We start from the raw sequence: 17686 nt of genomic DNA, 5'->3' as shown, positions 1-17686 counted from the left end.
AAGCTTAGTCAGGCCCCATAAGGGCCGAGAGGAAACGCCGCGCCTATGAGCGACGCCGAGAAACGCACCTTCACCGACGAGGAGGCGCTGAGCTTCCACAAGCACCCGACCCCCGGGAAGATCGCCATTGCGCCGACCAAGCCGATGGCCACCCAGCGGGATCTGTCGCTTGCCTATTCGCCGGGGGTCGCCGTACCGGTCCTGAAGATCGCCGAGGACGCCGAGGCGGCCTACGACTACACGTCCAAGGGCAATCTGGTGGCGGTGATCTCGAACGGCACCGCGATCCTGGGCCTTGGCAACCTCGGCGCCCTGGCCTCCAAGCCGGTGATGGAGGGCAAGAGCGTCCTCTTCAAGCGCTTCGCCGACGTCGACTCGATCGACATCGAGGTCAGCGCCACCGATCCCGACGAGATCATCACGGTGGTCAAGAACATCGGGGTCACCTTCGGCGGCATCAATCTCGAGGACATCAAGGCGCCCGAGTGCTTCCGCATCGAGACCGAGCTGCAGGAGCTGCTCGACATCCCGGTGTTCCATGACGACCAGCACGGCACGGCGATCATTTCGGCCGCCGGCCTGATCAACGCCTGCCACATCACCGGCCGCGACATCTCCAAGGTCAAGGTGGTGCTGAACGGCGCGGGGGCGGCGGGCATCGCCACCATCGAACTGATCAAGGCCATGGGCGTCTCGCCCGAGAACGTGATCGCCTGCGACTCCAAGGGCGTGATCTATCGCGGCCGCGCCAACGACATGAACCAGTGGAAGAGCGCCCACGCCGTCGAGACCGACGCGCGGACGCTGGCCGAGGCCCTGGACGGCGCCGACGTCTTCATCGGCCTGTCGGTGAAGGGGGCGCTGAGCCAGGAGATGGTCAAGGCGATGGCGCCCAAGCCGCTGATCTTCGCCATGGCCAACCCCGACCCGGAGATCACCCCGGAAGAGGTTCACGCCGTGCGTCCCGACGCCATCGTCGCCACCGGCCGCTCGGACTATCCGAACCAGGTGAACAACGTCCTCGGCTTCCCCTACATCTTCCGCGGCGCCATGGACGTGCGTGCGCGCCGCGTGAACATGGAGATGAAGATCGCCTGCGCCCGCGCCCTGGCCGAGCTGGCGCGCGAGGACGTGCCGGACGAGGTGGCGGCGGCCTATCACGGCATGCAGCTGAAGTTCGGGCCGCAGTACATCATCCCGACCCCGTTCGACCCGCGGCTGATCTCGTACATCCCGCCGTTCGTCGCCCAGGCGGCGATGGACACCGGCGTCGCCCGCCGGCCGATCACCGACATGGACGCCTATCGCGACTCGCTGGCCCAGCGCCTCGACCCGACGGCGGCCTTCCTGCAGAAGCTGCAGGGGGCGGTGCTGAAGGGCCCGAAGAAGCGCATCGTCTTTGCCGAGGGCGAGGAGCCGACGGTGATCCGCGCCGCCCACGCCTTCGAGTCCGCGGGCCTGGGCCACGCGGTGCTGGTGGGCCGCGACGAACTGGTGAAGGAGAACATGGTCGAGGTGGGGCTGGACCCGGCCGAGACCAAGCTCGAGATCATCAACGCCCGGGTCTCGCGCCACAATCCCGAGTTCGTCGACTTCCTCTACGAACGGCTGTCGCGCCAGGGCTATCTGAAGCGCGACGTCCAGCGGCTGATCAACCAGGACCGCAACTCCTTCGCCGCCTCGATGGTGGCGCTGGGCTATGCCGACGGCATGGTGACCGGCGTGACCCGCTCCTACGACCAGGTGCTGGAAGAGGTGCTGCGGGTGATCGACCCGGCCCCGGACGGCCGGATCATGGGCATGAGCGTGGTGCTGGCCAAGGGCCACACCCTGTTCATCGCCGACACCAACGTCACCGAGATGCCCGAGGCCGAGGAGCTCGTCGAGATCGCCATGGAGGCGGCCCGGACGGTCAAGACCCTGGGCTATGTGCCGCGGGTGGCCTTCATGTCCTACTCGACCTTCGGCAACCCGATGGGCGTGCGATCGGAGAAGGTGCGCGACGCGGTGGCCATGCTGGACATGATGGACGTCGACTTCGAGTACGAGGGCGAAATGCCGCCGGAGCTGGCGCTCGACCCTTCCAAGCGGGTCAACTATCCGTTCATGCGACTGACCGGCCCGGCCAACGTGCTGATCATGCCGGCCATTCACTCGGCGGCGATCTCGACCCAGCTTGTCCAGGCGCTGGGCGGCGCGACCGTGATCGGACCGCTGCTGCTGGGTCTTTCGAAGTCTGTGCAGATCGCGCCGCTCTCGGCCTCGGTCTCCCGCGTGCTGCAGATGGCGACGCTCGCCGCCTACGAACAGGACGTCATGGAGGCCCAGGCGTGAGCCGCGTGCTCACACCTCTGAACTAAGGGCCGCCTGCGCCTCGGGGGTGCGGGCGGTCTTCCCGTCCCATCCCCGAACCCCAGGAGCGCGGCCCATGTCCGAGCTATGCATCGGCATCGATTTCGGCACGACCAACACGGTCGTCGCGCTTGCAGGCGTGGACGGCCCCGCGCACCTGGTCAAGTTTCCCGCGCCTGAGCGGGAGCTGTTCGCCTTCCGCTCGGCCCTGTCGTTCTACGCTCCGCCCGAACAGCCTAACGAGCGCGAGATCGAGGCGGGGCCCTGGGCCATCGAGGCCTATGTCGAAGACCCGCTGGAGACGCGGTTCATCCAGTCGTTCAAGAGCTTCGCCGCCTCGGAGAGCTTCACCGAGACCCAGATCATCGGGCGGCGCTACCAGTTCGAGGACCTGCTCTCCACCTTCCTGCTGAAGCTGCGCGAGCGCGGCGGCGGCGACATGGCGAGCCTGCCCAGGCGGGTGATCGTCGGACGGCCGGTGACCTTCGCCGGCGGCTCGCCGAACGAAGCCCTGGCGCTGGCGCGCTACGAGACCGGGTTCCGGCGGCTGGGCTTCGAGGAGATCCTCTACGCCTACGAGCCGGTCGGGGCGGCGTTCTTCTTCGCCCGCGAGCTGAAGGAGGACGCCACCGTGCTGGTCGGCGACTTCGGCGGCGGCACCAGCGACTTCTCGATCATCCGCTTCACGCGCAAGGACGGCGAGATCGCCTCGATCCCGCTCGGCCGCGCCGGGGTGGGCGTGGCGGGCGACGCCTTCGACTACCGGATCATCGACAACCTGGTCTCGCCGGCGTTGGGCAAGGGCTCCAGCTACACCTCGTTCGGCAAGGTGCTGCCGATCCCAAACCGCTACTATTCGACCTTCGCGCGCTGGGACCAGCTCGCCCTGATGCGGGCCAGCCGCGACATGCGCGAGATCCGCAAGCTGGTGCGCGAGGCGGTGGAGCCGGAGAAGATCGAACGGCTGGTCGAGGTGCTGGACGAGAACTACGGCTATCGGCTCTACCGCGCGGTCTCGGACCTGAAGGAGGCGCTGTCCTCACAGACCGCCGCGGACTTCCGCTTCGAGGCCGGGAGCATCGAAATCGGCGCGCGGGTCGAGCGGGCCGAGTTCGAGGACTGGATCGCCCCGGAGCTCCACCTGATCGAGGACGCGGTCGACCGGGCGCTGAGCGACGCCGGGCTGAACGCCGGGGGCATCGACAAGGTGTTCCTGACCGGGGGCTCTTCGCTGGTCCCGGCGGTGCGGGACGTCTTCTACCGCCGCTTCGACGCGTCGAAGATCGAGAGCGGGGCGGAGCTGGAATCCATCGCCTCGGGCCTGGCGCTGATGGGCCGCGAGCGCGACCTCGGCAAGTGGGCGCGGGGGGCGTAATTCTTCGTGTCATCCCGGTTTGCGAAGCAAGACCGGGATGACACGGATCGGCTGATTGTCGACCCTCACTTCTTCAGGCTGGCGGCCTCCAGGTCGATATCCTTGGCGGGGATGACTTCCAGGTTCGGGCGGCGCTGCTTCAGGCCTTCGGTGAAGGCCTTGGCGTCGCCGGCGACGATGACGCTGACGCCGTCCGGGGCGAACTCTTTGGCCGAGAACGCCTGGACCTGGGCAGCCGTGACGCCCTCGACCTTGCCGGTGTAGTCGGCGACCTCGGTCAGGGGCAGGTCGTAGAGGGCGAGATTGCCGAGAATGCCGGCCAGGCCGTCGGTGGTGGCCAGTTCGCGGCCGAAACCGCCGATCAGCACAGACTTGCGGGCCTTCAGTTCTTCGGCGCTCGCCGGGGCCTGGGCCATGCGCTGCAGCTCGGCCAGGATCAGGTCCAGCACCTGGGGCGCGGACTCGTTCTTGGTCTGGGCGACCGCGCGGAAGAGGCCGGTGGTGCGCATGCCCGAGAGGCGCGAACTGGCGCCGTAGGACAGGCCGCGCTTGATGCGGATCTCCTGATTCAGGCGGGCCGAATAGCCGCCGCCCAGCACCGAGTTGGCGACCGCGCCGGCATAGTAGTCGGGCGCGCCCCGCGGAATGGCGGCCCTGGCGACCGTGACCGCCGCCTGGCCGGTGCCGGGCAGGTCGATGGCGACGGCGCGCGGCGCAGCCTTGGGGTTGACCTCGGCGCGGGCGGGCGCGGGGGCGGCGGGCGCCTTCCAGTCGCCGAACGCGCTCTGGGCCAGGGCGAAGCCGGCCTCGGGCGTGATGTCGCCGGTCAGCACTAGTATGGCGTTGTCGGGGCGGAAATACTGGCCATGCAGTTTCGAGAGGTCGGCGGTCGAGATCTTGGCGATCGAGGCCGGGGTGCCCGAGGCGACCTGGCCGAAGGGCGTGCCGCCGAACACCACCGGCGAAGCGGCGTAGCCGGCCAGCTGGCCCGGTGACTGGTAGGCGACCGAGAGACCGTCGAGGGCCTGGCTGCGCTGGCGCTCCAGCTCCTCGTTTGCAAAGGCCGGGTTCTTCACGACGTCAGCCATGATGGCCATGGCCGGGGCGAGCTTGCCCGGCATGACGTTCAGGGTCACGGCCGAGGACTCCTGGCCGCCGCCCGACGTCAGGGTCGCGCCGAGGGCTTCGGCTTCGCTGGCGATCTGCTGGGCGCCGCGGGTCTTGGTGCCCTCGGTCAGCATGCCGGCGGTCATGCCCATGGCTCCGGCCAACCCTTGAGGATCCGCCCAGGCGCCGGTGCGCACGGTGAGCGAGGCCGAGACCAGCGGCAGGTCCGAGGACTTGGCGACGATGACCCGGAGGCCATTGGCGAGGGTCTTTTCAACCGGCTGCGGCAGGACCGGCTTGACCGGGGTCCCGACCGGCGGCGGCGCCTGGCGCGCGCCTTCGGGGGCCAGGGTGACGACCGGGCCGGTATATTTGGCCGAGGCCACGACGGGCGGCTTGGGGGTCATGTCCTTCTCGCCGGCCGGGCGTGCGCTGTCGGCCTGGTAGAGGATGGTCATGCGGCCGGCGTCGGTCAGGTACTTGCGCGCGACCCGCTGCACATCGGCCGCGGTGACGGCCTGGAGCTGCGCCAGCTCCTTGTTGGCGAGGGCGGCGTCGCCGGCGGTGCGCAGAGCGTAGCCGAGAGCGAAGGCGCGGCCGTCGACCGTCTCGCGTTCGCGCAGCTTGTGGGCGACCAGCTCGTTCTTGGCCTCGGTCAGCTCGGCCTCGGTCGGCGGGGCGTCGCGCAGGCGGGCGACCTCGGCGAGCAGGGCCTTTTCGCCCTCGTCCAGGGTCTTGCCGCCGGCCAGGATGGCGCCCAGCATCACCATGCCCGGCTGCTGGGGCAGGGAGGCGTCGGAGAAGATGTCGGCGGCGACCTGCTTTTCGTAGACCAGGCTGTTGTAGAGCCGCGAGGATTTACCGCTGGAGAGCACGGCGTCCAGCACGGTCAGGGCTGGGGCGTCGGGGCTGCTGGCCGCCGGGGCGTGCCAGGTCATCAGGATGGCCGGCAGCGGGACATTGGGGCCGTAACCCTTGTAGACGCCGGGCGCGGTGCGGGGCGGCTCGACCGCGGTCACCCGCCTGATCGGGGCGGCGGGCGTCTTCAGCGGCGCGAAGTACTTGTCGACCCAGGCGTTCAGCTGCGCCTCGTCGAAATTGCCGACCACGATCAGGGCGGCGTTGTCGGGGCGATAATAGGCGGCGTGGAAGGCGCGCACGTCGTCGATGGTGGCGGCGTCCAGTTCCTCGATCGAGCCGATGCCGGGGCGCTTGTAAGGGTGGGTCTGGTAGCTGGCCTGGGGCAGGTAGAGGTAGAACAGCCGGCCGTAGGGCTGGCTGAGCACCGACTGGCGCAGCTCCTCCTTCACCACGTCGCGCTCGGACTTGAATGTCGCCTCGTCGACAACCAGCGAGCCCAGGCGCTGCGCCTCGACCCACAGCAAGCGCTGGAGGTGCTCGGCGGGGACGACCTCATAGTAGTTGGTGAAGTCGTCATAGGTGGACGCGTTGTTGAAGCCGCCCACGTCTTCGGTCATGCGGTCGATGGTTTCGGACGGCGTGTCGCGCGTGGCCTTGAACATCATGTGCTCGAAGAGGTGCGCGAAGCCCGAGCGGCCGACGGGATCATCCTTGGAGCCGACGCCGTACCAGACCTGGACGGTCACGTTCGGGGTGGTGCGGTCGACCGAGGAATAGACCTTCAGCCCGTTGGCCAGGGTGCGTTCCTTGTAGGCGATGGGCGGCACCACGTCGGCGGCCAGGGCGGGCGCTGCGGCCCCCAGGACCAGGGTGAGCGCGAGGGCGGCGGCTGTGGTGCGGAACATGCGGTCTTCCCAGTCTGCGAGCGGGCGAGCCTAGCACCGGCGCGGGGCGAGGGAAGATTACGGGATTTTCATGTGGGACCTGTCGCTCGCCGCCCATGCCATCCGGGTTTGCGAAGCAAGACCGCGATCCATGAACACCTGATGGCGCCGGACGCGAGCGGCCGTCGCGTCATTCTGCCGACCCAGGCGCGAATAGGTCCCGGTCTTCGGCTGCGCCGAAACCGGGACGACACTCTGGAAAATCCTATTCCGCCAGTTTCACCAGCATCTTGCCGGCGTTCCTGCCCTCCATCAGGCCGATCATCGCGGCCGGGGCGTTTTCGATGCCGTTGAGCACCGTCTGCTGGGTCTTGATCTTCCCGGCCTTCAGCCAGCCGGCCATGTCGGTCAGGAACTGGTCGTGCAGGTGCAGGAAGTCGGTGCCGACGAAGCCGCGCAGCATGACCCGCGAATAGATGATGTTCGACAGGTTCGAGACGTTCGAATGGCCGGAATTATAGCCGGAGATGAAGCCGCAGACCGGGATGCGGCCGAGCGTGTTCATGCGGCGCAGGGCGGCCTCCAGGTGGTCGCCGCCGACATTGTCGAAATAGACGTCGACGCCCTTGGGCGTGGCTTCTTCCAGGGCCTTCCTGATCGGCTGTTCCTTGTAGTTGATCACCGCGTCCAGCCCGACCTCGTCCTTCAGCCAGGCGGCCTTGTCGGCCGATCCGGTGGAGCCGACCACGTAGCAGCCCTTGATCTTGGCGATCTGGGCGGCGATCGAGCCGACCGCGCCCGCGGCCGTGGAGACGAACACCTGCTCGCCGTCCTTGAGCTGGCCGATGTGCAGGATGCCGCCATAGGCCGTGAAGCCGGTCATGCCCATGGCGTGCATATAGGCGATCACCGGCAGGTCGGGGTCGGCGGCGAGGCGCGCCAGGCCCTGGCCGTTCGAGACGAAGAATTCGCGGAAGCCGTTGCGGCTGGTGACCAGGTCGCCGACCGCGAAGTCGGGGTTCTTGGACTGCACCACGCGGCCGAGCGCGCCGCCCATCATCGCCTCGCCCAGCTCCTGGCCGGCGGTCAGGCGGGGGCGCATGGCGGGGTCGACGGACATGTAGAGATTCTGGACCAGCACCTCGCCGTCGGAGGCGTCGCCGACCTGCGTCTCGACCATGGCGAAGTTGTCGGGCGTCGGCATTCCGGCCGGACGGCTGACCAGATGGATCTCGCGGCTCGTGGGCATAATGGGCCTCCCTGTCGTTCTGAAATGGCTCGGCCCTGAAATGCGACGGGCGCGAAGCGTGACTTTCGCGCGCCGAACGCCGTAAGGCCAGCAGATTTCAAACGGCCGTTCGAGCTAGTCGGGAAGGGCCTCGCCCCAGTCGATCCGGCGGGCCACGGCGTAGGCGGCCTTGTCGCGCCGGGCGGCGAAGCGGTTTTCCAGCGCGCCGGCCGGGGTGCAAAGCTTCAGCTCGACGCCGGGCTTGCCGGCGCGCGGCGGCGCCAGGACGCGCGGCGTCGGCGGGGCAGGGACGATGCCGTCGCGGGCGAGGACGAGGTAGCTGAACTTCTCGTCCTCGAACGGCGTCTCGGCGCCCTTGGCCAGGCGGTGGTCGCGCGAGCGCGCCAGCCGCTGGGAGAAGTGGCACCAATCGGGCGAGGAAAGCGGGCAGGGCGCGGCGTGAGGGCAGGGGGCGAGCACGCGTGCGCCCGCGTCGATCAACTGGTCGCGGACCGCCAGCAGCCGCCGGTAGCCGGCCGGCGTCCCGGGCTCGACCAGGACCAGCAGGCCGCGGGTCGCGGCCCAGAGCCGCTCGACGGTTCCGGCCAGGGCGGCCGGGGCGATCTCGGCCAGGGCGTAGCTGGCGACCACCAGGTCGGCGGCGGGCCAGTCGCCGGGCGCGGTGAGGTCGGCGCGCAGGCGCTGGGCGGCCCGCAGCGGAGAGGGCGCGTCGGCTGCGAGGGTTTCGGCGATGTCGAGGAAGGCGCGGTTGGAGTCGAGCAGGCTGGCGGCGGCGATCTGCGGCCAGGTCTCCAGCGCCGCCCAGCCGGCGCCGCCCGGCCCCGCGCCCGCGTCCAGCAGGCTCTGCGGCGCGAAATGCGGCGCGCGGCCGGCCGCTTCGGCGAACACGCGGGCGCAGGCCGCGTAGGTGGCCGGCAGGCGGGTCAGGACATAGGCCGTGGCGTCGGCCTGGGAGGTGACGACCGCCGCCGATCCGCCGCCGCCGCGATAGCGCTGCGAGATGGCCCCGGCGCGCTGCGCCATGTCCTTGCGCGAGACGCCCTCCATCAGGCGGTCGGCGGCGAGGCGCAGGGGCGGCGGCAGGTCGTAGGACATCGGGGGTGGATAGCTCCCTTGCGAGGCCCCGGAAAGTGCGGCGTCGAGATGCCCGCCCGCGGGGGGGATTCAGCGGCTCTCCCGCGCCAGCGCTTCCCGACGCAGGGCGCGTAGGGCGTCGGGGACGTCGCGGCGCAGGACCATTCGGGCGAGGGGCGGGGGAACGGCGAACGGGGCCGAGGCGCGGCTCTCGTAGAAGACGCGGGTTCCGCCGCCTTCCAGCGGCAGCAGACGCCACTCGCCCTCCAGCACCTTGAGGTCGCCGCCGGCGCGGTGGAAGCGGATGCGCCAGGGCGGCTCGTAGTCGGATCGGAAGACGCTGCGGACCGGGGGGATCAGCCCGCCTCGACTGATATGCTCGCGCACGTCCCAGCCTCCGGCCGGGTCGCGTTCGACGATGCGGCAGCTCTTGAGCCTGCGGACCATGCGCGGGGCGAGGTCGCAGTCGACCAGCACAGCCCAGACCGCCTGGGGCGGGGCTGGGATGTCGACGACCCCGCGGATCAGACCCGAGGCGCCGTCGGGATCGGGGCTGACCTCGACGCGCAGGCCCTCGCGCGCGGCGAGCGCGAGAACGAGAACGGCGGCGAGCAGGGCCGAGCGCATGGCGAAGCTTCCTTCGCCATGCGCAACGCGTCAGCCGCCGTGGCGGTTCTTCACCAGATCGTCGACCACGGCCGGATCGGCGAGGGTGGTGGTGTCGCCGAGGTTGGAGAGGTCGTTCTCGGCGATCTTGCGCAGGATGCGGCGCATGATCTTGCCCGAGCGGGTCTTGGGCAGGCCAGGCGCGAACTGTACCACGTCCGGCGCGGCGAACGGCCCGATCTCGCGCCGGACCCAGCCCTTGAGCTCGGCCTGCAGGATGTCGGACGGGGTGGTGTCGGACTTCAGGGTCACGAAGCAGTAGACGCCCTGGCCCTTGATGTCGTGCGGGTAGCCGACCACGGCGGCCTCGGCCACGTGCTCGTTGGCGACCAGGGCGCTTTCGATTTCGGCGGTGCCAAGGCGGTGGCCCGAGACGTTGATCACGTCGTCCACGCGGCCCGTGATCCAGTAGTAGCCGTCCTCGTCGCGGCGGCAGCCGTCGCCGGTGAAGTACTTGCCCGGATAGGTCGAGAAGTAGGTGTCGAAGAAGCGCTGATGGTCGCCGTATACCGTGCGCATCTGGCCGGGCCAGCTGTCGGTGATGCAGAGGTTGCCCGAGGTCGCGCCCTCGAGCACGCCGCCCTCGGCGTCGACCAACTGGAACTTCACGCCGGGCAGCGGCTTGGCGCAGGAGCCGGGCTTGGCCGCATGGGCGCCCGGCAGGGGCGAGGCGAGGCACGCGCCGGTCTCGGTCTGCCAATAGGTGTCGACGATCGGGCAGCGGCCCTCGCCGACCACGCGATGATACCAGAGCCAGGCCTCCGGGTTGATCGGCTCGCCGACCGTGCCCAGCAGGCGCAGCGAGGTGCGCTTGGTGCGGGTGACGTACTCGTCGCCTTCGCGCATCAGGGCGCGGATGGCGGTGGGAGCGGTGTAGAAGATCTCGACCTTGTGGCGGTCGATCACGTCCCAGAACCGAGAATGGTTGGGATAGTTGGGCACGCCCTCGAAGATCAGCGACGTCGCCGCATTGGCCAGCGGGCCGTAGACGACATAGCTGTGGCCGGTGACCCAGCCCACGTCGGCCGTGCACCAGAAGACCTCGCCGGGGCGGTAGTCGAACACCAGCTCATGGGTGTGGGCCGCCCAGGTCAGGTAGCCTCCGGTGGTGTGCAGCACGCCCTTCGGCTTGCCGGTCGAGCCGGAGGTGTAGAGGATGAACAGCGGATCCTCGGCGTTCATCGGCTCGGGCTCGCAGGTGTCGGCGACGTCCTGCTTCAGGTCCGAGAAATAGGCGTCGCGGCCTTCGACCATCGGCACGTCGCCCTTCGTGCGGCGCACGACGATGACGTCCTTGACTTGCGGGCAGGTCTTCAGCGCCTCGTCGACGTTGCGCTTCAGCGGCACGGTCTTGCCGCCGCGCAGGCCTTCGTCGGCGGTGATGACGATGCGGCTGTCGCAGTCCTGGATGCGGCCGGCGATCGAATCCGGCGAGAAGCCGCCGAAGATCACAGAATGGACGGCGCCGATGCGGGCGCAGGCCAGCATGGCCACCGCCGCCTGCGGAATCATCGGCAGGTAGATGGTGACGCGGTCGCCCTTCTGGACGCCCTTGGCCTTGAGCACATTGGCCATGCGGCAGGTTTCGGCGAGCAGCTCGCGATAGGTGAGCGTGGTGGTCTCGCCGCCGTCGCCTTCCCAGATGATAGCGACCTGATCGCCGCGCGTGGGGATGTGGCGGTCCAGGCAGTTGACCGAGACGTTCAGCACGCCGTCGGCGAACCAGCGGATGCGGAAGTCGTCCTTGTTGAACGAGACGTCCTTTACGACGGAGAAGGGCTGGATCCAGTCGAGCCGACCGGCGACGTGGGTCCAGTAGGCGTCGGGATCGGACTCCACCTGCGCGACCGCGGCCTCATAGCCCGCCGCGTTCATATGGGCTTTCTGCGCCCAGGCCTCGGGAACCGGAAAGACTTCGCCTTCGCTCACGCCGCTACTCCCTATTTAGCGCTTTGAGGCGGGAGTTACGCGCGCGAGGGCGCGTGCGCAACCGCCGAAGGTGAAGAAGCTAACCTTCGGGAAGGCGCCGCGGCGACCGTGCCGCTTGCAGGGCCGGCCGTATGAAGGAATTGTCGCGCTTTGATCACGGACCCGAGTCATTTCCCCAACATGCGTTTGACCTTCGCCATAGTTCTCGCCGCTCTTTCCGCCGCCCCGGCCCTCGCGGCCGACCCTGACGGGAGCCGCTGGTGGGCCCATGTCGAGACGCTGGCCGGGCCTCAGTTCGAAGGGCGAATGACGGGCACGTCCGGCTATGATCGCGCCGCCGACTACGCGGCCCAGAAGTTCCGCGCCTATGGCCTGAAGCCGGCCGGGACCAAGGGCTATCTGCAGCCCATGACGTTCACCGAGCAGCGCGTGCTGGCGAACCAGTCGAGCGCGGCCCTGGTGGCGGGCGGCGAGGCGCAGACCCTGCGGGTCGGCGAGGACATTCTGTTCGGCGCGCGGATTCCTCAGCCCAAGACGGTCGAGGCGCCGCTGGTCTTCATCGGCTACGGCCTGCATCTGCCCGAGGTCGGCTATGACGACTTCGCCGGCCAGGATCTGAAGGGCAAGATCGCGGTCTATGTGAACGGCGGGCCGGGCGACATCTCGGCGGAACTGAAGGCCCATTCGCGCGGCTCGGAGACCTGGCGCGCGGCGCAGGCCGCCGGCGCGGTCGGGCTGATCGCCCTGGCCAATCCGAAGTCGATGGATGTGCCCTGGGTCCGGCAGATCCAGAATTCAGGCCAGCCGGGGATGTTCCCCGCCGACGACGCCCTGAATGAGGTGCGCGGCCAGGCCTTCTCCGCCAGCTTCAATCCGGCGGAGGCCGAGAAGCTGTTCGCACGCTCGGGCCACACCTTCGCCGAGGTGCTGGCGCTGGCCGACGCCGCCAAACCTATCAAGGGCTTCGACCTCGCCCAATCGCTCCGCGCGCAGGTCTCGACGCAGACCAGCCAAGTGGTCTCGGCCAACGTGGTGGCCAAGCTGCCGGGCTCGGACCCGAAGCTGGCGGCCGAGCACGTGGTGGTCACCGCCCACCTCGATCACCTGGGCGTCAACACCACCGGCAAGGGCGCGCCCTATTACGCCGGGGCGCTCGACAACGCCGCGGGGGTCGCCTCCGTGCTGGAGATCGCGCGCGACATGGCCGCCGCCAAGGCCCGCCCGAAGCGCTCGGTGCTGTTCGTGCTGGTGACCGGCGAGGAGAAGGGCCTGCTCGGCTCGAAATACTTCGCCGGCAAGCCGAGCGTGCCGGCGGCCTCGGTGGTGGCCGACCTCAACATGGACATGGCCCTGCCGCTGTGGACCTTCGATTCTGTGCTGATGTACGGGGTCGACGAGAGCACCCTGGGCGACACCGCGCGCAAGGTCTCGAAGGCCGCCGGGCTGGAGGTGGTGGCCGACCCCTATCCGGACCGCAACTCGTTCATCCGCTCCGACCAGTACAGCTTCATCCGGGCCGGCGTCCCGGCGCTGGCCTTCAAGTTCGGCTTCAAGCCCGACACGCCGCGGGCGCAGATCGAGAAGACCTGGCGCGCCACCCGTTATCACGCCCTGGCCGACGACCTCTCCCAGCCTGTCGAGAAAGCCGAGGCGGCCAAGTTCAACGTCTTTCTCGGCAAGTTGATCTTCGCGGTCGCGGACGAACCGGAGAGGCCGCGCTGGAAGGAGACGAGCTTCTTTAAGCGGTTCGCGAAGTAGGGTCTTGTTTCCCTCCCCCTTGTGGGAGGGCAGGATGTGAACCGTAGGACGGCGCTGCTATCCTGCGCCATCTGCTCAGTAGGATTCCCGACATGCTGCTTCACCTTTCGACCTGGCAAGAGATCGACGCCTATCTCCAGCGCTCCAAGACGGTGGTCGTGCCGATCGGTTCGAACGAGCAGCATGGGCCGACCGGCCTGCTGGGCACCGATTGGCTCTGCCCGGAGATCATCGCGCACGAGGCGCAGAAGAGCTCGGACCTGCTGATCGCCCCGACCTTCAACATCGGTATGGCGCAGCATCACCTGGGCTTTCCCGGCACGATCTCGCTGCGGCCCTCGACCTTCATCGCCGCGATCGGCGACTGGTGCCGCTCGCTGGCCGCGCACGGCTTCGAGAAGATCTATTTCCTGAACGGCCACGGCGGCAACGTCGCCACCATCGAGGCGGCGTTCTCCGAGCTCTACGCCGAGGCCAGCTTCGCGCGGGTCGAGCGGGGCTTCGCCTGCAAGCTCAAGAACTGGTGGGAGCTGCGCGGGGTCACGGCGCTCGCCAACCGCCAGTTCCCGACCGGCCACGGCAGCCATGCGACCCCCTCGGAGATCGCGGTGACCCAATGGGCCTATCCGGAGGCGATCAAGACCGCGAACTATGCGCCGCAGATCGCCCCAACCGGGCCGATCCGCGAGGCCAAGGACTTCCGCGCCCGCTATCCGGACGGTCGCATGGGCTCGGACCCGTCCCTGGCTACGCCGGAAAAGGGCGGCGAGCTGGTGGCCCTGGCCGCGAAGGGCCTGATCGATGACGTGACGGACTTCGCCGCCGAGCCGTTCCCCGCCCGCGCCTAGCGCGGAATGTCGCGGATCTTGGTCAGGGCGACCTGGCGATAGACCGCGGTGATATCGAAGTACTGGCGGAAGATCGCGTGGAAGTGGTCGACCGCCTGCTTCACGCCGGGGCCGCCGATCTCGCTCTCATGGTGCCAGTAGTCGTCGAGCACCATCATGCCGCCGATCTTCAGCAGGCTGGCGCAGTAGGCGAGGTCGACGCTGACCGCCCAGGCGGTGTGCGAGCCGTCGACATAGATGAGGTCGTATTCCTCGCCCGCCTGCAGCATGCGCGGTAGTTCGTAGGTCGAGAATCCCTTGCGGATATCCAGCCGGTCGAAGTCGAGCTTGGCGGCGTTGCGCTGGAAGCGAGGCTCGACCGCAAGGTATTTTTCTTCGGGGTTCAGGGCAGGATCGAACCACGGGTCGATGATGGTCACGTCCAGGCGGGCCGGAAGCAGCCAATCCATGAAGGCGAGGTTCTTGCCCTCGTAGGCGCCGATCTCGAGATAGCGGATCTGGCCGCGGTTCTGGGCGAACTCGCGCAGCATCGGGGCGACGAAGCGGAAGTTGTTGTCGGCCCAGGTCTCGGTGAACTCGAAGCCGCGCGCCTCGCAATGGGCGGCGAACGCCGCGACCTCGTCGTCGGCGCGGGGGGTCGACAGCATGGTGCGGGCGAACTGCGGGGCGAAGCGTCCGTTGAAGGTCGCCAGCGCGCGAAGGGCGTCGGCCATGGCCGGTGTCTCCTTAGGTCTCGCGCCATGGTTTAGCTGGCGGGGATTAAGGAAACCTCAGCCGGTGAAGATCTCGCCGTCTTCGACCCGCACGGGCCAGGGGCTGAGCCTCTCGTCCGCGCAGGGGCCGGCGACGCACAGACCGTCGAGCGGACGGAACAAGGCCGCATGGCCGCCGCAGAGGATGAGGTCGCCCTCGCGCGTCAGGTAGCGGTCGTCCCAGGCGGCCAGCGGCCAGCCGGCGTGCGGGCAGCTGTCGACATAACCGCGGACCTCGCCGCCCACCTGCACCACGAAGCCCGCGAACATCTTGCCGTCCTGGCGGAAGCGGAAGCCCTTCGAGCCCGGGTCGGCGAGGTCGGTGAGGGCGCAGAGACGCACGCCAGGACCGGGCCGGGCCGGATTGTCGGGGCCGTCGCGCATCAGGCCGAGAAGCCGCCCAGGGTGGCCTTGAAGGCAGTGACCTCGACGCGCTGGAAGAGGCCGGCCTTGTTGTAGGGATCGTCGGCCGAGAAGGCCTTGGCGGCGGTCAGGTCGTCGAATTCCATGACCAGCAGCGAGCCGGCCATGTTCCCTTCGCCGTCCAGCAGCGGGCCGGCGACCCGCACGTGGTCCCTGAAACCGCCGACATAGGCCAGGTGCGCCTCGCGATTGGCGAGCCGCAGATCGAGCGAGGCGGGCTTGTCGAGGCAGTGCAGGGCGAAGAGCGGCACGGAGATGTCCTTCTAGCGTTCGGAGCGGATCGGGCGGGCGAGCAGGCGGCCGATGGCTTCGTCGACCTGGGCCTCGCCCGCCAGGATCGCGGCGACGGCCTCGCAGATCGGGGCCTCGACCTCGAGCTTGCGGGCCAGGGCGACGACGGCGGGGGCGGAGGCGACGCCCTCGGCCACCGAGACCTTGCCGGCCAGGGCCTGCTCGAGGGTCTGGCCGGCGCCGAGGGCCAGGCCCACGCTCATGTTGCGCGACTGCGGCGAGGAACAGGTCAGCACCAGATCGCCCAGGCCGCAGAGACCGGCGACCGTCTCGGCCTCCGCGCCCAGGGCCACGGCCATGCGGGTCATTTCCGCGAACCCGCGGGTGATCAGGGCGGCGTGGGCGCTGCGGCCCAGGCCCTTGCCCTCGGAAATCCCGCAGGCGATGGCCAGCACGTTCTTCACCGAGCCGCCGATCTCCGCCCCGATCATGTCGGTGGCCAGATAGGGCCGGAAGGTCGGCAGGCTGAGCGCCGCGGCGATCTGGAAGCCCAGCTCCTCGTCCGGACAGGCCAGGGTGACGGCGGTCGGCAGGCCGCGGGCGACATCGATGGCGAAGCTGGGCCCCGACAGGACCGCTGGCGTCGCCTGGGGCAGGCCCTCGTCCAGCACCTCGGTCATCAGCTTCAGCGTGCCCTGTTCGACGCCCTTGGAGCACAGCACCATCGGCACGCCGGCGCGGGCGTGAGGCCGGAAGGCGTCCAGGCTGGCCCGCAGGTGCTGGGCGGGACTGACGTTGAGCACGACATCGGCGCTGGCGAGGTCGGCCAGGTCGCCGGTGGCGCGGACGGGGGCGTCGAAGACCACGCCCGGCAGGAAGGTCGTGTTTTCGCGCGCCGTATTGATCGAGGCGACGACCTCGGCCTCGCGCGCCCAGAGCGTGGTGGAAAGGCCCGCGCGGGCGCAGACCAGGGCGAGCGCCGTGCCCCAGGCTCCGCCGCCGATGACGCCTGCGGTCTTCATGCCTTGGCTCCCTTGCGGCCGAATGCGTGGGTGGGGTTGGAGGCGGCCGCTTCCGCATCCAGCGGCCAGCGCGGGCGGGCGACCGCGTCCAGCGGGTCGCTGATCCCCAGCGCCAGGCGCTCGGCGCCGGCCAGGGCGATCATGGCGGCGTTGTCGGTGCAGTAGGCGAGCGGCGGGGCGTCGAAAGAGAAGCCGTGCTTGGCGGCCGTCTCCTGCAGCTTGGCGCGCACGGTCTTGTTGGCGGCCACGCCCCCGGCGACCACGAAGCGCAGCGCCTGGCCGGCATGTTCGGCGGCGTAGGCGGCCATGGCCTTGTCGGTGCGTTCGGAGAGCTGGCGGGCGATGGCGGACTGGACGGCGGCGGCGAGGTCGCGGCGCTGGGCCTCGGTTGTCACCGTGGCGGCGAAGCGCGCGGCGGCGGTCTTCAGACCCGAGAACGAGAAGTCGAAGCCCTGGCGGCCTAGCAGGGCGCGCGGCAGGTCATAAGCGGCCGGATCGCCGCCCTCGGCCAGCTTCTCCAGGGCCGGGCCGCCGGGATAGGGCAGGCCCATGCTCTTGGCGATCTTGTCGAAAGCCTCGCCGGCGGCGTCGTCAATGGTTGAGCCCAGGCGGCGGCAGGCGCCGATCCCCTCGACGGCCAGCAACTGGCAATGGCCGCCGGAGACCAGCAGCAGCAGGAATGGATAGGGAATGTCGGCGGTCAGCCGGGCCGAGACGGCGTGGCCCTCGAGGTGGTTCACCGCCACCAGCGGCAGGCCCCTGGACAGCGCCACCGCCTTGCCGAACGACAGCCCGACCATCACCCCGCCGACCAGGCCGGGCCCCGCCGTGGCCGCGACGCCGGAGAGGTCGCCATAGCCGAGTCCGGCCTCCTGCATGGCCTGGGCGGCGACGGCGTCGATGGTCTCGACATGTGCGCGGGCGGCGATCTCGGGCACGACGCCGCCATAGGGGGCGTGCTGGGCGAACTGGGTTCCGATCACCGAGGACAGCACCTCGACGGCCCCGTCGGCGTCCAGGCGCACGACCGAGGCCGCAGTCTCGTCGCAGCTTGTCTCTAGGCCGAGGACGGTCAGGGTCTGGCTCACGCGGCTCCCAACGGTTGCGGCGCCCGGCGCGGTCCTATAGGCCGGGGCTTCCTTATCGCAACGCCGA

The 17686-nt window shown here is 69.4% G+C and carries 14 protein-coding genes; 4 read left to right on the top strand and 10 right to left on the bottom strand.

Annotated features, from left to right (window positions below; all coding sequences use genetic code 11):
* Nucleotides 1-45: 45 nt before the first annotated feature.
* Both ACE3T2_RS14275 and ACE3T2_RS14270 read left to right on the top strand, forming a co-directional pair.
* Nucleotides 46-2334 carry an NADP-dependent malic enzyme gene (locus ACE3T2_RS14275; RefSeq protein ID WP_374658466.1) on the top strand — a complete coding sequence of 763 codons (2289 nt, stop codon included), beginning with the start codon at nucleotides 46-48 and terminating at the stop codon, nucleotides 2332-2334.
* A gap of 94 nt (nucleotides 2335-2428) precedes the next feature.
* Complete coding sequence (locus ACE3T2_RS14270; RefSeq protein ID WP_374658464.1) at nucleotides 2429-3727, top strand: Hsp70 family protein; 1299 nt, start codon at nucleotides 2429-2431, stop codon at nucleotides 3725-3727.
* 65 nt (nucleotides 3728-3792) lie between these two features.
* Here ACE3T2_RS14270 and ACE3T2_RS14265 read toward each other — a convergent pair whose 3' ends face one another.
* The 5 genes from ACE3T2_RS14265 to acs form a co-directional block, all read right to left on the bottom strand.
* Nucleotides 3793-6600 (bottom strand): M16 family metallopeptidase, encoded by a 2808-nt coding sequence (locus tag ACE3T2_RS14265; RefSeq protein ID WP_374658462.1) that lies wholly within the window; start codon nucleotides 6598-6600, stop codon nucleotides 3793-3795.
* A 244-nt stretch (nucleotides 6601-6844) separates the two neighbouring features.
* The gene (locus ACE3T2_RS14260) at nucleotides 6845-7828 is read right to left on the bottom strand and encodes an NADP-dependent oxidoreductase (RefSeq protein WP_374658460.1); all 984 of its coding nucleotides are present in this window, start codon (nucleotides 7826-7828) and stop codon (nucleotides 6845-6847) included.
* Nucleotides 7829-7942: 114 nt separating this feature from the next.
* Nucleotides 7943-8923 carry a small ribosomal subunit Rsm22 family protein gene (locus ACE3T2_RS14255; protein ID WP_374658458.1) on the bottom strand — a complete coding sequence of 327 codons (981 nt, stop codon included), beginning with the start codon at nucleotides 8921-8923 and terminating at the stop codon, nucleotides 7943-7945.
* A gap of 69 nt (nucleotides 8924-8992) precedes the next feature.
* Nucleotides 8993-9529: an SRPBCC family protein gene (locus tag ACE3T2_RS14250; RefSeq protein ID WP_374658456.1), complete on the bottom strand. Its 537-nt coding sequence runs from the start codon at nucleotides 9527-9529 to the stop codon at nucleotides 8993-8995.
* A 30-nt stretch (nucleotides 9530-9559) separates the two neighbouring features.
* Nucleotides 9560-11443 carry an acetate--CoA ligase gene (gene acs, locus ACE3T2_RS14245; protein ID WP_374658535.1) on the bottom strand — a complete coding sequence of 628 codons (1884 nt, stop codon included), beginning with the start codon at nucleotides 11441-11443 and terminating at the stop codon, nucleotides 9560-9562.
* Between the two features lie 234 nt (nucleotides 11444-11677).
* On the opposite strand from acs, the gene ACE3T2_RS14240 reads away from it, so the two are divergent.
* Entirely contained in the window at nucleotides 11678-13255 is a 1578-nt protein-coding gene (locus ACE3T2_RS14240) for a M28 family metallopeptidase (RefSeq protein ID WP_374658454.1), read from the top strand.
* Between the two features lie 92 nt (nucleotides 13256-13347).
* On the top strand, nucleotides 13348-14103 hold the full coding sequence (locus tag ACE3T2_RS14235; protein WP_374658452.1) for a creatininase family protein: 756 nt from the start codon (nucleotides 13348-13350) through the stop codon (nucleotides 14101-14103).
* On the opposite strand, the gene ACE3T2_RS14230 is transcribed toward ACE3T2_RS14235, so the two are convergent.
* The 5 genes from ACE3T2_RS14230 to tsaD are packed head-to-tail and all read right to left on the bottom strand — an operon-like array spanning nucleotide 14100 to nucleotide 17619.
* A complete protein-coding gene (locus ACE3T2_RS14230; RefSeq protein ID WP_374658450.1) occupies nucleotides 14100-14816 on the bottom strand; it encodes a class I SAM-dependent methyltransferase in 717 nt (238 codons plus the stop codon). The genes ACE3T2_RS14235 and ACE3T2_RS14230 overlap by 4 nt on opposite strands.
* A 57-nt stretch (nucleotides 14817-14873) precedes the next feature.
* Nucleotides 14874-15239: a Rieske (2Fe-2S) protein gene (locus ACE3T2_RS14225; RefSeq protein WP_374658448.1), complete on the bottom strand. Its 366-nt coding sequence runs from the start codon at nucleotides 15237-15239 to the stop codon at nucleotides 14874-14876.
* Nucleotides 15239-15529: a YciI family protein gene (locus ACE3T2_RS14220; RefSeq protein WP_374658446.1), complete on the bottom strand. Its 291-nt coding sequence runs from the start codon at nucleotides 15527-15529 to the stop codon at nucleotides 15239-15241. The genes ACE3T2_RS14225 and ACE3T2_RS14220 overlap by 1 nt, the downstream gene beginning before the upstream one ends.
* Nucleotides 15530-15541: 12 nt before the next feature.
* Nucleotides 15542-16531: an NAD(P)H-dependent glycerol-3-phosphate dehydrogenase gene (locus ACE3T2_RS14215; RefSeq protein WP_374658444.1), complete on the bottom strand. Its 990-nt coding sequence runs from the start codon at nucleotides 16529-16531 to the stop codon at nucleotides 15542-15544.
* Complete coding sequence (tsaD, locus tag ACE3T2_RS14210; RefSeq protein ID WP_374658442.1) at nucleotides 16528-17619, bottom strand: tRNA (adenosine(37)-N6)-threonylcarbamoyltransferase complex transferase subunit TsaD; 1092 nt, start codon at nucleotides 17617-17619, stop codon at nucleotides 16528-16530. Before tsaD ends, ACE3T2_RS14215 begins: the two co-directional genes overlap by 4 nt.
* Nucleotides 17620-17686 lie beyond the last annotated feature (67 nt).

Origin of the sequence: Phenylobacterium sp., assembly GCF_041919955.1 — a bacterium.
In the GTDB taxonomy this organism is placed as follows: Bacteria; Pseudomonadota; Alphaproteobacteria; order Caulobacterales; family Caulobacteraceae; genus Phenylobacterium.
Note: the sequence above shows the minus strand (reverse complement) of the source record. Positions and strands in the feature narration are given on the sequence as shown.

What these genes read in the sequence shown, in the direction of transcription:
- ACE3T2_RS14275 (WP_374658466.1), top strand. Translation starts at nt 46, where the DNA reads ATGAGCGACGCCGAGAAACGCACCTTCACCGACGAGGAGGCGCTGAGC.
- ACE3T2_RS14270 (WP_374658464.1), top strand. Translation starts at nt 2,429, where the DNA reads ATGTCCGAGCTATGCATCGGCATCGATTTCGGCACGACCAACACGGTC.
- ACE3T2_RS14265 (WP_374658462.1), bottom strand. Translation starts at nt 6,600, where the DNA reads ATGTTCCGCACCACAGCCGCCGCCCTCGCGCTCACCCTGGTCCTGGGG.
- ACE3T2_RS14260 (WP_374658460.1), bottom strand. Translation starts at nt 7,828, where the DNA reads ATGCCCACGAGCCGCGAGATCCATCTGGTCAGCCGTCCGGCCGGAATG.
- ACE3T2_RS14255 (WP_374658458.1), bottom strand. Translation starts at nt 8,923, where the DNA reads ATGTCCTACGACCTGCCGCCGCCCCTGCGCCTCGCCGCCGACCGCCTG.
- ACE3T2_RS14250 (WP_374658456.1), bottom strand. Translation starts at nt 9,529, where the DNA reads ATGCGCTCGGCCCTGCTCGCCGCCGTTCTCGTTCTCGCGCTCGCCGCG.
- acs (WP_374658535.1), bottom strand. Translation starts at nt 11,443, where the DNA reads ATGAACGCGGCGGGCTATGAGGCCGCGGTCGCGCAGGTGGAGTCCGAT.
- ACE3T2_RS14240 (WP_374658454.1), top strand. Translation starts at nt 11,678, where the DNA reads ATGCGTTTGACCTTCGCCATAGTTCTCGCCGCTCTTTCCGCCGCCCCG.
- ACE3T2_RS14235 (WP_374658452.1), top strand. Translation starts at nt 13,348, where the DNA reads ATGCTGCTTCACCTTTCGACCTGGCAAGAGATCGACGCCTATCTCCAG.
- ACE3T2_RS14230 (WP_374658450.1), bottom strand. Translation starts at nt 14,816, where the DNA reads ATGGCCGACGCCCTTCGCGCGCTGGCGACCTTCAACGGACGCTTCGCC.
- ACE3T2_RS14225 (WP_374658448.1), bottom strand. Translation starts at nt 15,239, where the DNA reads ATGCGCGACGGCCCCGACAATCCGGCCCGGCCCGGTCCTGGCGTGCGT.
- ACE3T2_RS14215 (WP_374658444.1), bottom strand. Translation starts at nt 16,531, where the DNA reads ATGAAGACCGCAGGCGTCATCGGCGGCGGAGCCTGGGGCACGGCGCTC.